Source organism: Paenibacillus sp. FSL H8-0175, assembly GCF_045040615.1.
In the GTDB taxonomy this organism is placed as follows: Bacteria; Bacillota; Bacilli; order Paenibacillales; family Paenibacillaceae; genus Paenibacillus_AQ; species Paenibacillus_AQ odorifer.
In genome coordinates this window covers 2200311-2214210 of the sequence record NZ_CP150299.1, presented here as the reverse complement: position 1 = coordinate 2214210, position 13900 = coordinate 2200311, and the positions used below count along the sequence as shown (strand labels likewise).

The 13900-nt window shown below is 47.6% G+C and carries 13 protein-coding genes; 4 read left to right on the top strand and 9 right to left on the bottom strand.

Annotated elements, in window-relative coordinates; all coding sequences use genetic code 11:
• The first annotated feature begins 253 nt into the window (after positions 1-253).
• The gene (ytvI, locus tag MHH46_RS09435; protein WP_076124908.1) at positions 254-1369 is read left to right on the top strand and encodes a sporulation integral membrane protein YtvI; all 1116 of its coding nucleotides are present in this window, start codon (positions 254-256) and stop codon (positions 1367-1369) included.
• An 89-nt stretch (positions 1370-1458) separates the two neighbouring features.
• On the opposite strand, the gene MHH46_RS09430 is transcribed toward ytvI, so the two are convergent.
• Genes MHH46_RS09430 through MHH46_RS09420 form a run of 3 tightly spaced genes read right to left on the bottom strand, consistent with a single transcriptional unit; the run spans position 1459 to position 3605 of the window.
• The gene (locus MHH46_RS09430) at positions 1459-1857 is read right to left on the bottom strand and encodes an FxsA family protein (protein ID WP_076124906.1); all 399 of its coding nucleotides are present in this window, start codon (positions 1855-1857) and stop codon (positions 1459-1461) included.
• Positions 1854-2381 (bottom strand): thioesterase family protein, encoded by a 528-nt coding sequence (locus tag MHH46_RS09425; protein WP_038569667.1) that lies wholly within the window; start codon positions 2379-2381, stop codon positions 1854-1856. Before MHH46_RS09425 ends, MHH46_RS09430 begins: the two co-directional genes overlap by 4 nt.
• A 39-nt stretch (positions 2382-2420) precedes the next feature.
• Positions 2421-3605, bottom strand: coding sequence for an MFS transporter (locus MHH46_RS09420; protein WP_076191155.1), 1185 nt, complete (start codon positions 3603-3605; stop codon positions 2421-2423).
• A gap of 127 nt (positions 3606-3732) precedes the next feature.
• Here MHH46_RS09420 and MHH46_RS09415 point away from each other — a divergent pair, with 127 nt between their 5' ends.
• Positions 3733-4434, top strand: a complete 702-nt coding sequence (locus MHH46_RS09415) for a G1 family glutamic endopeptidase (protein ID WP_076124905.1) — start codon at positions 3733-3735, stop codon at positions 4432-4434.
• Between the two features lie 186 nt (positions 4435-4620).
• On the opposite strand, the gene pyk is transcribed toward MHH46_RS09415, so the two are convergent.
• From pyk to MHH46_RS09385, 6 genes are all read right to left on the bottom strand, one after another.
• Positions 4621-6039 carry a pyruvate kinase gene (gene pyk / locus MHH46_RS09410; RefSeq protein WP_038569666.1) on the bottom strand — a complete coding sequence of 473 codons (1419 nt, stop codon included), beginning with the start codon at positions 6037-6039 and terminating at the stop codon, positions 4621-4623.
• 330 nt (positions 6040-6369) lie between these two features.
• Complete coding sequence (locus tag MHH46_RS09405) at positions 6370-7371, bottom strand: acetyl-CoA carboxylase carboxyltransferase subunit alpha (RefSeq protein ID WP_036678900.1); 1002 nt, start codon at positions 7369-7371, stop codon at positions 6370-6372.
• Position 7372: 1 nt separating this feature from the next.
• On the bottom strand, positions 7373-8266 hold the full coding sequence (gene accD, locus MHH46_RS09400; RefSeq protein WP_076124903.1) for an acetyl-CoA carboxylase, carboxyltransferase subunit beta: 894 nt from the start codon (positions 8264-8266) through the stop codon (positions 7373-7375).
• Between the two features lie 72 nt (positions 8267-8338).
• Positions 8339-8527, bottom strand: coding sequence for a hypothetical protein (locus MHH46_RS09395; RefSeq protein WP_036678895.1), 189 nt, complete (start codon positions 8525-8527; stop codon positions 8339-8341).
• Positions 8528-8673: 146 nt separating this feature from the next.
• Positions 8674-9174: a phosphatidylglycerophosphatase A gene (locus tag MHH46_RS09390; RefSeq protein WP_036678892.1), complete on the bottom strand. Its 501-nt coding sequence runs from the start codon at positions 9172-9174 to the stop codon at positions 8674-8676.
• 74 nt (positions 9175-9248) lie between these two features.
• On the bottom strand, positions 9249-12890 hold the full coding sequence (locus tag MHH46_RS09385; RefSeq protein ID WP_076191152.1) for a DNA polymerase III subunit alpha: 3642 nt from the start codon (positions 12888-12890) through the stop codon (positions 9249-9251).
• 141 nt (positions 12891-13031) lie between these two features.
• Here MHH46_RS09385 and MHH46_RS09380 point away from each other — a divergent pair, with 141 nt between their 5' ends.
• Positions 13032-13355 (top strand): YtrH family sporulation protein, encoded by a 324-nt coding sequence (locus MHH46_RS09380; RefSeq protein WP_036678886.1) that lies wholly within the window; start codon positions 13032-13034, stop codon positions 13353-13355.
• Between the two features lie 5 nt (positions 13356-13360).
• On the top strand, positions 13361-13861 hold the full coding sequence (locus MHH46_RS09375; protein ID WP_038569663.1) for a DUF4044 domain-containing protein: 501 nt from the start codon (positions 13361-13363) through the stop codon (positions 13859-13861).
• Positions 13862-13900 lie beyond the last annotated feature (39 nt).

Below are 13900 nucleotides of genomic sequence, written 5' to 3'. Positions count from 1 at the left end.
TTTATTCATCATACTGGATTTTGTCGGTTATGTGAACAATGTGGAAGCTTTGCTGCGCATCAAATGATTTTATCACAGAGATAGAAAAAAACTTCTAAACCCTTGATTCACAGTTGAGATTTTAGTTTATAGCATCCGGTTCAGCCCAATATTTATCCCGTTTCCTAGTCTTTAAATAGGTTCTATGAATATATATGAAGACGAGCTTTTATTCCCCTGCATCCGCAGGAATGAAGGAGGTGTAGATCTTCGTATGGACCGATTAGCATTAAAAAGACTGCTGCGCGGCCTGTGGGTCGTTCTGGCTACCTCTATCCTCCTGCTGGCAATCTATTTATTGCTTCCGCTGTTATACCCCCTCCTGCTCGCTTGGTTGCTCGCTTATATCATGCATCCACTAGTGTTGATTCTTAAAGGCCTTAAGCTCCCAGCGTGGCTGGCGGTGTCGCTCTCGCTGCTATTTTACATAGGCGGAACCGCACTAGTACTGACCGCGATGATTACAAGGCTAGTGAAAGAATTGATCGTGCTGCTGCAGACCTTTAATCTTCATACGGACCAATGGAGAGAGCTTCTGCTGTCCTTGAGCCAGAATGCAAGCATACAGAATATCATTAACCAGATAAATCAGTTCTACCGCGACAATCCTGACTATCACGCCACCATTGACAGCAATATCAGCAGAACAACGGAAACCGTTGGTTACGCAGTTACGCAAGTGGTGACCGGATTTTTTAATGTGATCTTAAAGCTGATCTCCGCTCTACCCAGTATGGGTACAATTCTTATCGTGGTCGTTCTCGCTGCCTTTTTTATTAGTACTAGCTGGGAAAGACATAATGCCAAACTCACAGGCTGGCTGCCAGCCCCATTCTTAAAGCCGGTATCGGGTATCTGGCGGGATCTGCGAAAAGCTCTCTTCGGCTATCTCCGGGCTCAGCTAATCCTGATCTCCATTACAGCGGTCATTGTAGTGATCGGGTTGCTGCTCTTGGGTGTAAAATCTGCTTTCGCTATTGGCTTAATGATTGGTTTTGTGGATCTGTTGCCTTATTTAGGGGTTGGAATCGTAATGATTCCGTGGGCGTTATACTCTTACATGACAGACAATCTGGCACTGGGGATCGGACTTACTATCCTATATGCCGTTATCCTTGTAACCCGCCAAGTGCTTGAGCCGAAAGTGCTCGCCAGCAGCATTGGGCTTGATCCCCTTGCTATGCTGGTCGGTATGTTTGCAGGTTTGCAGCTGTTCGGTATGCTTGGGCTGATCATCGGTCCCGTTATTCTAGTTATTCTTGTAGCCTTTAACCGAGCAGGTGTATTTCACGCATTACACAGCTATATTGTCAGCGGAAGACTAAGATAATAAACAATACCCTACAATTCTTGGAATAGCAAAACAGAGCGGGCTCCTATCAATGACAGGGGCCCGCTCTGTTTTTGTTTTGATTATGACTAGCGGCGGTAAAAGGTGAAGGTGCCGTTTTTCATCTTTTTCTCAATCCACTTCAGCAAAAATATACGATACAAAGGCCGAGTCAACGGAAACACCAAGGAGAAACCTACAATATCCGTTATGAAGCCAGGTAAGATCAGCAGTAAGCCACCGAAAAAAATGCATAGGCCATCCAGCATCGTCCGGCCAGGAACGCGTCCCTCCTGCATATGTGTTCTGCTGTCTTGCAGCACTTTATTCCCTTCGAAACGCATCATCAATAGTCCGATAACCGAGGTCGTCAACATAAGCAGCAGCGTTTTGAATGCTCCAAGTTGATCTGCTACAAAGATAAAGCCGAATAATTCCACGGCAGGAATGATAAATAATGCAGCCCACAACCATTTGCTTCTAATCATACAGAACCCCTTTCTTCCCGCAGCGCTCCTTTAATCGCGTGAAACAGCTCCGGAAGGGCTCTATCCAGCCTGGCAGGCTTCCATTCTCGATTCACCCAAACATGATTTGTCGAGCCGGTAACCAGCAGTTCCCCGGGGAGGTCCATCGACCGCAATTGTCCCAAAGTAGCCGCTGAACCCTCTAAATTCCTACCTTCTGCTTCCGAGAGCCTCCGCACCTGATACTCAAATGCGACTCTTAACGCCGAAAAGGTAGTCATTCGCGCATACACGGAGATAAGATCATCATATCGCGCCGGACTTTTAAATTGCAAATCGGCTGAGGTAACAGGCAGCAGCACTCCCTGATTCTCAAGCTCACGATAAGTAAAGCCAAGCTGACGTAACAACTCCGTACGGCCAGACTCAAACCAGTTCAAATAATTCGCATGATACACTACGCCCATCTGATCACTTTCCTGGTATCGAACACGCAGGGTAGACTCATACCACCGGCTTCGCAAGCCGTCTTGCTGTAATTCCATTTATAAATACTCCTTTCGGCATAGGCAGCAGGGAGAGCTTTAGGCCCGGGCCCCGTCTGAAGATAGCTTTGTCGTCGATAGTTTGCTTCGGGAGCTTCTGGCGACATAAAATAGCAGCATCGCTCCTGCAATTGAACTCAACATACAAGACAGGTTCATCACTTCTACGCCGCCTTGATTGAGCAAGAATCCATTTAATAAATTGCCAACAACACCGGCAAAACCCGAGAACACCATATTAAAAACACTTTGCCCAGTCGCCTGCATCTCGTTAGAGGTGATCTGAGATACATATTCAACGGCAGCAATATAAAAGAACCCGAATGACAGACCATGCAGTACCTGCACTCCAATCATTACGGATGGATAAGGGAAAGCCACCTGAATACCCCACCGCAAGACATAAATAAGTGCGCCAAGGAGCAGCGTCCGCTCGCGCCCCAGCTTTTTGATTACCTTGGAAGCAAACAGCATGGAGGGCACGTTCGTTACAGATGCGAGGAAAAGCGCAATTCCTGCATAACGAGTTGAACCTCCAACCGACTGAAACGCAATGACGAAGTAGGTTCCAAAAGCAGTCATCGTCTGGTTCACAAGAAAACTGCCACCCAAAAACGCTAGGAACACCCGATTCCCCAGCAGCTTTTTAACCCCCTGAGAAAACGATTGCCGCATCATATGATTCTCTTCTGCCTGCTTCGGCAGCGTCAATGCAATAAGAACCGCAATCAGATTAAACATAAGAAAGGGCAGCCATATCGTGGATACAGAGAAGGAAGATACGTACAATCCGCCTAAATAGGCTCCCACAGCCGCTCCAATGCTCATCATAAGCCTTATACTGCCATAAGTAGCCCCAGCCCTCTTCGCCGCTGAAATCGCGTAAGAATCGGCTATAGGCGCCTGTGTCGAGGAAAAGATTGTAGAGAGGGTATACACCAGCAGTAACACTATAAAATATTCCGAACGGTAAAAGACGGCTAATAAAGCCGGTATCGCCACACTTAGGATTAGTACCAAACGCGTCTGATTATACCGATCCGAGACAATTCCCCATATTGGCTGAATCGTGATCGCAATTAGCGTGCCTGTTGCCATTAGTATACCTATCTGCCCGCTATCAAGTCCATTGTGGACAAACAGCAGCGTTAGATATGAGCCAAATGAACCGCCGGCCAATCCTAAAAACAGATAAAAGCCACGCAGCTTCGATAATTTTTCCATTTTAAGCTACAAATCCTCTCCAGCTTCTTAATCAAGCATTGCACTCTCTTATATTTTAGCAGAACACCCGTACTTCCTATGTAATCACCGCATTTAATATAGCAGTACTATAAAGGCGGTGGACAAGTTGAATGATAAGCAAAATTCTAATCGGGTCAATCATCCATGTCTAAAAGACAAATCTAATTCGAACAAATTTCAAAGCTCCGGCTTCGGCTGGTCTTCAACAAACTGGAGCGGATATACGATCACTGGAAAAAAGGGGGCTTTTAACCGCATTGCCGGTGAATGGATCGTTCCATATGTAAAACCAACCTCTAAACCTTCCTATTCCTCTGCTTGGATTGGTATTGACGGTTTCAAGAACAGCAGCCTGATCCAAACGGGTACAGGCCATGAATTCGTAAATGGCCGTGCCCGGTATTACGCTTGGTGGGAAATCCTACCTGATGTCGAAACGGTAATTCCCCTTCCAGTGAGCCCTGGAGACCATATAAAAGCGAACATCACGAAGGTAGGCCGCAACAAATGGACGATTACGCTCCGCAATTTGAGCCGAAATTGGATTTTTCGAACATTACAGCGATATACCGGACCACAAACCTCTGGTGAATGGATTATGGAGGCTCCCGAGGTAGACGGCTCGATCGCAAAGCTGGCGCGTGTCTCCCCTACTTGCTTCTATTGCTGTCGAATTAATGGCAAAAGTCCGAGGCTCACTCTCAATATGGGAGGAATCATGGTGCAAAATAACGCTACTATCGCCGTTCCTTCTTGTCCAAACCATCGTGGGGATTCTTTTACTGTCAAACGAACATACCCCAAATAAAAATACTCGAACCTATCATTCAAGATTTGTTACTAACAGCATAAATGGATTTAACATAATCTTCAATCGAATATGTTGATAAACACGAAAAAAAGGGCTGCCTCGCTTGTAGATTTTCACTACAGTTGAGACAACCCTTTAATTAAGCTTTATGGAACCTGTTAAACAGGTGAAGCCAATCGAGAACTACTCGATTGTGCTTACTTTTACCAAGTTAGTGGAACCAGAACGTCCAAGTGGAATTCCTGCAGTAATCACAACTAGGTCACCAGTTTGAACCAGACCGGAATCCTTACCACCTTTGATTGCTGTTTCCAGCAGCTCATCTGTGGAAGATGCAACTTGTCCGAACACTGGCGTTACGCCCCAAACGAGGGACAATTGACGCATAGTTCTTTCTTGTGTTGTAACGGCAATGATTGGTGCTTTAGGACGGTATTTGGAAACAACGCGTGCAGTATGACCTGTTACAGTCGAAGAAATGATAGCCTTAGCGTTCAGATCCAAAGCAGAAATTGCAACGGATTGGCTGATTGCTTCTGTAACTGTAGTTTCTTGTGCAGTTTGTTGTTTCATGAAGATTTCATGGTGGTTCAGAGCGGATTCCGCTTTCTCAGCAATGCGGGACATTGTAAGTACGGATTCTACTGGATATTTACCAGCAGCAGTTTCTCCGGAAAGCATGATTGCATCTGTACCATCTAAAATAGCGTTTGCTACGTCACTTGCTTCAGCGCGAGTAGGACGTGGGTTGCGTTGCATGGAATCCAACATTTGTGTAGCTGTGATTACTGGTTTACCAGCAACGTTACATTTTTGAATCATCAATTTTTGAGCCAAAGGTACATCTTCAGCTGGGATTTCAACACCAAGGTCACCACGAGCAACCATCAGGCCGTCAGAAGCTTCTAAAATTTCATCAAGGTTGTCAACACCTTGTTGGTTTTCGATTTTGGAAATGATTTGGATGTGAGAAGCGTTGTTTTTCTCAAGCAGCTCACGAATTTCCTGAACGTCGCTAGCTTTGCGAACGAAGGAAGCGGCGATAAAATCGATGTCCTGTTCGATACCAAAAAGAATATCGTTGGTGTCTTTTTCCGTAATACCCGGCAAGGAGATGTTTACTCCTGGTACGTTAACGCCTTTCTTGCTCTTAATCGTACCACCGTTTACAATACGGGTCTTGATTTCTGTACCTTGAATGTCGACAACTGTCAAACCAATCAGACCGTCATCAATAAGGATTGTGGATCCTACTTGAACATCGTTAGGAAGTTCGCTGTACGTGATGGAAATACGATCTTGATTACCAAGGATCTCTTCCGTAGTCAGTGTCAGGTACTCGTCCTGAACAAGTTCAATCGGTTCTACTTCCAGCTTGCCTGTGCGAATCTCCGGTCCTTTAGTATCGAGCAGGATAGCAACTGTTTTGTTCAGTTCCTTAGATGCTTGACGGATCGTATTGATCCGAGCACCGTGCTCTTCGAAATCGCCGTGGGAGAAATTCAGACGGGCCACATTCATACCAGCCAAAATCAATTTTTTGATATTCTCCAACGATTCACTCGCAGGTCCGATCGTACATACAATTTTACTTTTCCGCATTAGGTTTTCCTCCGTTTTTTCGTTCTCTCTGTCTCACTTTTTCCAACTACAAAATCTACTACAAGGCTAACTAATAAAATAGGAACTTTGTCACATGTGCCTTTAAGTACGCCCTTATGAATATTACTGCAAACCAGACACAAAATCAATGTTGTAGGCACTTTTGGGTGTAACTTTAAGTCGAATTTTCTGTAAACATAAAAAAAATTAAAATAATCCCGTTAGTGGATCGAGATTATTTTAATTCCAATAAATTGTATATTTTACACTATATCCAAAAGACCCACTAAGTATAGCTATATGTCTTAAAGTGCAAATGATTTTGCACTTTTACACTTCTGACTTCACTTCTTCTTCAATAAAAATTTGTTCCTGCTGAGCCTCTGCAAACTCACCAATTTTACGGAATTTACGGTATCGATCATCCTTCAATTCCACTGAGTTCATCTGGGTTAGCTCCTGCAGATGCCGCCATAATGCATCCTTAATCGCCGCTGCCGTTGCTTCGTAATCCCGATGAGCGCCGCCTTTAGGCTCTGGTACGATCTCTTCTATAACTTCCATCTCAAGCAGATCAGCAGCCGTTATCTTCATGGCTTCTGCCGCTTGATCAGCCTTCGAAGCATCCTTCCACAGAATAGAGGCCGCTCCGTTAGGAGATATCGCCGAATAAATGGCATGTTCCAGCATGAGCACTCTATTTCCAACCGCCAATGCGAGGGCGCCACCGCTTCCGCCTTCACCGATGACCACACAGATTACAGGGACACCAAACTGAGACATCTCGCGTAAATTGCGGGCAATCGCTTCGGATTGACCTCTTTCCTCGGCTGTGTTGCCTGGGTATGCACCTTTCGTATCCACGAAGGTAATAATGGGACGTTTGAACTTGTCCGCTTGCTGCATCAGACGCAGCGCTTTACGGAAGCCCTCAGGGTGTGCACTGCCGAAGAATCGTAAAATATTCTCTTTGGTGTCTTTACCGCGCTGCTGGCCAATAACTGTAACCGGCAACCCATTTAGTTTACCGATGCCGCCTACAATAGCAAGATCATCCCCAAACATCCGATCACCGTGGAGTTCAATAAAATCAGTGAAGATCTGCCCCATAAGATCAAGGGAAGTCGGACGTCCTTGATGTCTAGCCAAATGCATTTTTTGCGAAGGAGAAATATTAGAATATATCTCTTCCTCCAGCACACGGTATCGTTCTTCCAGCCTAGCTACCTCGTCCGTAAAATCAATACCCTTCTCTTCGCCAAACTGCTTCAGTTCAGCAATCTTCTTGCGCATTTCTACCAGAGGCATTTCAAAAGGCAACTCTCCTGCCAACCTAAAATCCCCCTTTCACGTCATGCAGCTCCAAAATTTTAGTCAATGTAGCGCGCATTTCTTTGCGGTGCACGACCATATCAAGCAACCCATGCTGAAGATTAAATTCAGCGGTCTGGAAATCATCCGGAAGCTTCTGGCGAATGGTCTGCTCAATGACTATACGTCCTGCGAAACCAAATACCGCTCCAGGCTCTGCAATAATTATATCACCAAGGCTGGCAAAACTCGCAGATACTCCACCGGTAGTAGGATCCGTAATTATCGAGATGTAAAGACCTCCAACCTCGTTAAAACGAGCCAGCGCAGCGCTGGTCTTCGCCATTTGCATTAGACTAAGAATACTCTCCTGCATTCTCGCTCCACCTGAAGTAGAGAAAATAAGGAGTGGAAGCTGTTGCTCTGTGGCCTCTTCTATCGCACGGGTGATCTTCTCCCCTACTACAGAGCCCATGCTGCCTGAGAAAAATTCAAAATTCATCACAGCTACGATGACTGGATGGCCACCAATGGAACCCTGACCCGTAATTACGGCTTCAGTTTGTCCAGATTTCAGCTGCTGTTGCTCCACTTTGGAAGCGTAACCCGGAAATTTCAGCGGGTCGATAGAATACATTTCACTGTCAAACTCAATAAAGCCCTCAGGGTCTAATGTCATTGCAATGCGCTCCACAGCATTTAGGCGCAAGTGGTGACCACAATTAGGACATACCTTTAGGTTCTTCTCTAATTCCTTACTATACTGGATCGTTCCGCATTTATTACATTTGCTCATTAATCCTTCAGGGATTTCACGTTTGGGGCGTTCGCCTTCCGCAGGCCCGCCGCTCCGCTCCAGACGTTCTGAAGGAATAGTCGCGTACTTCCGTTTCTTCTGAAATAAATCTTTGAACACACCCGCACCTCTTCAGCCGTTTATTTGCGTTATGCAGCTTGCCGCTGTCATGACTTTTGTCTTGTAAGAAACTCAGGGATGCAGAATAAGATTAAGGACTTCCTGTACTTCCTCCAGCTCACCTGAAGGAACCAATATCTCAAACTGCTGCTTGGACATATTGATTGGACGGCATTCTACCAAAAAACCTTCTTCTGTCAGCTTACTCTTAATCATATCCGCCACTCTGGCGGTCGGCGCGATATATATTACCGTCCACATGCCCTGCAAGGCCTCCCCAATCTTAATTCCCAGCCGTATCCCGTATAATGGAATTATGATAACACAGTTTTCTTTTTTCCCGCAACAGGAGTAGGGCATAGGAAGCAAGACTGAGGAACTTGTTCAAACGAAATAAAGGGGCTCAATTATTCCTTGTCCGTGCCTAAAGGATATACTTTTGCCCCTTCATGCCGATGAGCAATTCTGGCGGAAGCGGCGGCAGCAATGCCGGCAACAAGGTCATCCAAGAATACATGAATCCTACCTTTATCATCGTTCAGTTCACCAATGATTCCAAGCTTTATTTTGTCCAAATACCCAAAACCTGTCAGTCCGATCATCCCATATACCCCTGTAATACCAAGTGCCAGAGTCTCGTCCGCTCCGTAGAGGGATTCATCAGCCTCCATTACCGCCTGCAGCGGCTGTGGAAGCAGTTTTTTCTCGGCTAATTCATCAAGAGCAACACCTGTCATTAAAGTATACTGCACTTCTCTTTTGCCCAAAACAGACTTGACGCTGGACAGACATTCATCCTTGGTTAAACCAGGATAATAAACCGATTGTAAAATATATACGATTTCAGCAATGGAGGAAAGTGATACACCTCTGCGTTCCAACAGATCTACTGCCATTTGATAGGACATGCTGCGACTCCCCTTTCCGTACAGGGATGTGCCCTGTGGTTTCCTAATGTATGCGGAAAAGGGGAGAATTGTTCTTATTTTATTCTTACCGTACCTGCACCCAGCATAACCTCGATCGCCGCGAAAAGTTCCTCGGACGGCTTAATTCGATAATTATCGCTAAGAGCTAGGAGCTTCTGATCCTGTTCATAGAACAGAAGCGTCGCAGCTGGACCGGGATGATTCTGCAGCAGCTCTTTCAGGCGCGACAGCAACGCTGCATTCTCTGAGGCCGGCGTGATCTTGATAAAGACACGCTGGCCTGAGGTCGCCGCTGTTGCTGGCGCGGCCTGTGCAGGTGTTGCAGGCGGCGTTGTGCCGCCTGCTGGCCTGGCAGCCGGACCAGTGGCGGCACCGCTGGTCCGGGAAGCAGGAGCTGCGCCGCGTGGCGGCGCTCCTGCCGAGGCCGAGCGTCCCGCGCTGTACGAGCGGGACGCGGCGGCACTGCGGCGCTGCAACAGCCCGCGGAGAGCCTCCGCAGACAGCAGCGCCACTTCCTCGGCCAGCAGCTTGAAGCCTTCGTCTTCCTGCTGAACCTTAGCGCGCAAGGCCAGCAGCGCGCCCTTGGCAATCAAGCTGCGGCTTCGCTTCCACACCTCAGGGAAGAGTACGACCTCGCAGCGCTCGATCTGATCTTCCCATTCGACGAAGGCCATCGATTTTCCTTGCTTCGTCGTAATTTCCTTAACGGATACTACCATTCCGGCCGTAACCGTCTGGCTCTCATCCGCGGCTTCACCAAGATCCATCAGCCGCTGCATGCCGGGCTCCTCAAGCAGTTCCGCGCTATCATCAAGCGGATGGCCCGAAAGATATAACCCCAGCAGCTCACGTTCCATCTCCAGCTGCTGGCCAATGGTGAACTTAGGGATATCCGGATAGCGGATTTCCCAGTTCGGTGTCTCCACCAAATCGTCGAACAGCTGGATTTGCAGTTCATCCCGCTCCTTGCGCCATTTCAGCGCAGCGTCAACCGTCTCGTCCAGCATAGCCAGCAGCTGGGCGCGATGACCCGGCAGACAGTCAAAAGCTCCCGCCTGCAGCAAAGATTCCACTACCCGCTTATTGCAGACCCGCAGGTCCACACGTCGACAGAAATCTAGCAGACTGTCGAACGGCCGCTCCTTGCGGACCGCCATAATGTTCTCCACTGCCAGCGTGCCGACGTTCTTAATGGCTGCGAGTCCAAAGCGGATATGCCCGGTTCCGGTTCCTTCGCCTGGAACCGGAGTAAACAATACGCCGCTCTCGTTCACATCCGGCGGCAACACGCCGATGCCTGTGCGGCGGCAGTCCAGCACATACTCCGCTACCTTGCGGTGAGTGCCCATTACAGCGGTCAACATAGACGCCATAAACTGCACCGGATAATGTGCCTTGAGATAGGCTGTCTGGAAAGCCAGTACTCCATAAGCCGCGGCATGAGCACGCGGGAAGCCGTAATCAGCAAAGCGCACGATCATGTCATAAACAGCATTTGCATCCGTTTCATTATACCCCTGCTGTAAGCTGCCTTGAACAAAATGGCTCCGTTCCTTATCCAGCGTCTCACGTTTTTTCTTTGAGACCGCTCGACGGAGCAGATCCGCTTCTCCTAACGAGAAGCCCGCCATCAGAGAAGCAATCTGCATGATCTGTTCCTGATACACAATGATCCCATAGGTGTCCGCTAAAATAGCCTTCAAATCAGAATGTGGATACTCTACTTCAATCTCACCGTGTTTGCCTGCTATATATTTCGGGATAAATTCCATCGGACCGGGACGATACAGCGCTAGAACCGATACAATATCTTCAAAGCCGTTAGGCTTCAGATCTTTAAGTACTCGTCTAACGCCCGCCGACTCCAGCTGGAAGACCCCTGTTGTCTCACCAGCCCCAAGCATTTCATACGTAGCTGGATCATGATCTGGGATAACACGGAAATCCGGAACACTTCCGCTCATTTCTTTAATCGAATTCATGCAGCGTTCGATAATCGACAACGTGCGCAAACCCAGAAAATCCATTTTCAACAGCCCGACGCTCTCCAAATGCTCCATAGAGTATTGGGTTAACGCCGTACTTTCGTTACCTTCCTGAAGTGGGACTGCATCGGTCAACGGACCCTTCGAGATAACAACCCCCGCTGCATGTGTCGAAGCATGGCGGGGCATGCCCTCCACCTTCATAGCCATATCCAGCAGCCCTTTTATCTTTGGATTGCTATCATACAGTGCTTTAAGATCTGGTGTACTCTCCAGCGCTCTGGCAAGGCTGATCCCTAGTTGACCAGGTATAAGCTTGGCAGCTTTGTCTACCTCGTTATAAGGCAAGTTCAGCACCCTGCCTACATCACGAACGGCAGCCCGTGCAGCCATAGTTCCGAAAGTAATAATTTGTGCCACATGTTCTTTGCCGTATTTCTCCACTACATAACCAATAACCTCATCACGCCGTTCATCACTAAAATCGATATCAATATCCGGCATGGTGATCCGTTCTGGATTTAGAAAACGTTCAAAGAGCAAGTTATATTTCAATGGGTCCACGTCAGTTATTCGCAAAGAGTATGCGGTGAGACTACCCGCGGAGGATCCCCGTCCGGGTCCCGTAGCAATTCCCTGACGATGACAATAAGCAATAAAATCCCACACAATTAGAAAATAATCGCTGAAGCCCATACTCTCGATAACGCCCAGCTCATAGGTGAGACGCTTCTCAGCCGTCTCTCTTTGCTCAGGTGTAGTCCATTGCGGTGTATCTATATATCGTTCCTCCATCCCCTTCCAGCACAGCTCACGCAAATAAGCAGCGGAATCCATGCCTTCAGGGAGCGGAGAATAGGCAGGCAGAATATGATTGCCGAAGGTCAGCTCCAAGTTACATTTTTCTGCGATGAATAAGGTATTGGCGATAGCCTGCGGCACATGCGGAAACAAGGCCGCCATTTGCTCGTTGCTTTTTAGAAACAGCTGATCTGTTCCGATCTTGAGACGTTCCTCATCATCCACCGTTTTGCCTGTTCCGATGCAGATCAGCACATCCTGAACCTCAGCATCTTCCTTCGCTAAATAATGGACATCATTCGTCACCACAAGTGGAATTTCACAGTCCTCGGCAAGGGCGATCAGCTTGGGATTGACTCTCTTTTGCTCGGAGATCCCGTGGTCTTGCAGCTCCAGATAGAAATCTTCGCCAAAAATCGCCTTATATCGCAGCGCAGCCTTGCGCGCCTCCTCATCACGTCCATGCAGCAGATGCTGCGGCACTTCTCCGCCAAGACAAGCACTAAGACAAATAATCCCCTCTGAATGAGCTGCCAGCACTTCCATATCGATCCGGGGTTTATAATGATGGCCTTCCAGATGGCCGATAGAGATCAGCTTCATCAGGTTCTTGTAGCCGGTTTCATTCTTGACGAGCAGAATCAAGTGGTAGATCGGTTGATCTTTTCGACTGCCCCGCTCACGGCGTGAACCCGCGGTTAAATAAGCTTCACAGCCAATAATCGGCTTGATTCCATTCTCTTTACACGCTTTATAAAAGGGGATGGCCCCGTACATCACTCCATGATCCGTAAGCGCCAGCGACTTCATGCCGTATTCGCTGGCCCGGCGCACGAGATCGGTAATGCGCGCCGCCCCGTCCAGTAAACTGTATTCGCTGTGCACATGCAAATGCACGAAAGGGCTCATAACCCCACTTCCTCTCTACTGCAAAAATCAAACATAAGATGAAACTATTTTATCATATTAAAGGGGGACCCGCCCATAGAATGGATTAAGAGCATAAGGACAGGCAAAGCTTGTAAATGCCTCGTCCGGGAAGGGGCCTGTATGAGCATTTTTATGAGCAAAGCTATCCTCGACTTCTTTATCGCCTTCGGCATCGTGCTTGGCGGAGCTATGCTCGGCGGAATCGGCGCCGTTGTATCCCTGCAACCGCCGACGCAAACGATGCTGGATGTGGCAGATCGGATTAAAATATGGGCACTAGCAGCCGCTGTAGGAGGTACTATGGACCCCTTACGGGTCATTGAAAGCAACATGATTGGAGGCAACCTCTCCCCCGCCATCAAACAAATCATGTATCTTGCCTTCGCTTTTCTAGGAGCCCATATGGGCAGTGAGCTAGTAAAATGGGTGTGCGGCAGGGGGTAACGCCAGTGAGAGTTCCACCATTCAGTCGTTTTCGCAGATTCACCCAGATCTCCGCTATATTCATGCTAGGGATCGTCGTAGGAGCTGTCATATACAATGCTATTTACCATGTAGGATATAACGTATTATGGCTGCATAATCAAGATCTGCGTGTACAGATCGAGCAATATCAAAAAGATATTCAGACACTCAAAAAATACAATAATACCTCAACCGTGATCAGAGAAATCAAAATTCGATCGGAGGAAAGCAAATCCAAAGAAGATACCCCACTTGACCCCGTAACTGTAAAATTAATCATAAGCCAAATGGGTTCAGATCTGGAACCGATGCGCGGCCGCAGCATGTTCGATATTGATACAGACAGCAAACTGGTTAGACTGCTGTTGGATGGTAAGCTATACATTGTGCGTGACAAGGAATACTCTGTCAAAATCCGAACCATGCTCGTCATGGAAGGCGTCCTGCAAATCTGGGTAGAAATCAGTCCTTTTAAGCGCAGCTGACAGCCATCGTGTGATACAATAATGGACAGACGTGGAAAT

What these genes read in the sequence shown, in the direction of transcription:
- ytvI (WP_076124908.1), top strand. Translation starts at nt 254, where the DNA reads ATGGACCGATTAGCATTAAAAAGACTGCTGCGCGGCCTGTGGGTCGTT.
- MHH46_RS09430 (WP_076124906.1), bottom strand. Translation starts at nt 1,857, where the DNA reads ATGATTAGAAGCAAATGGTTGTGGGCTGCATTATTTATCATTCCTGCC.
- MHH46_RS09425 (WP_038569667.1), bottom strand. Translation starts at nt 2,381, where the DNA reads ATGGAATTACAGCAAGACGGCTTGCGAAGCCGGTGGTATGAGTCTACC.
- MHH46_RS09420 (WP_076191155.1), bottom strand. Translation starts at nt 3,605, where the DNA reads ATGGAAAAATTATCGAAGCTGCGTGGCTTTTATCTGTTTTTAGGATTG.
- pyk (WP_038569666.1), bottom strand. Translation starts at nt 6,039, where the DNA reads ATGCGGAAAAGTAAAATTGTATGTACGATCGGACCTGCGAGTGAATCG.
- MHH46_RS09395 (WP_036678895.1), bottom strand. Translation starts at nt 8,527, where the DNA reads ATGTGGACGGTAATATATATCGCGCCGACCGCCAGAGTGGCGGATATG.
- MHH46_RS09390 (WP_036678892.1), bottom strand. Translation starts at nt 9,174, where the DNA reads ATGTCCTATCAAATGGCAGTAGATCTGTTGGAACGCAGAGGTGTATCA.
- MHH46_RS09385 (WP_076191152.1), bottom strand. Translation starts at nt 12,890, where the DNA reads ATGAGCCCTTTCGTGCATTTGCATGTGCACAGCGAATACAGTTTACTG.
- MHH46_RS09380 (WP_036678886.1), top strand. Translation starts at nt 13,032, where the DNA reads ATGAGCATTTTTATGAGCAAAGCTATCCTCGACTTCTTTATCGCCTTC.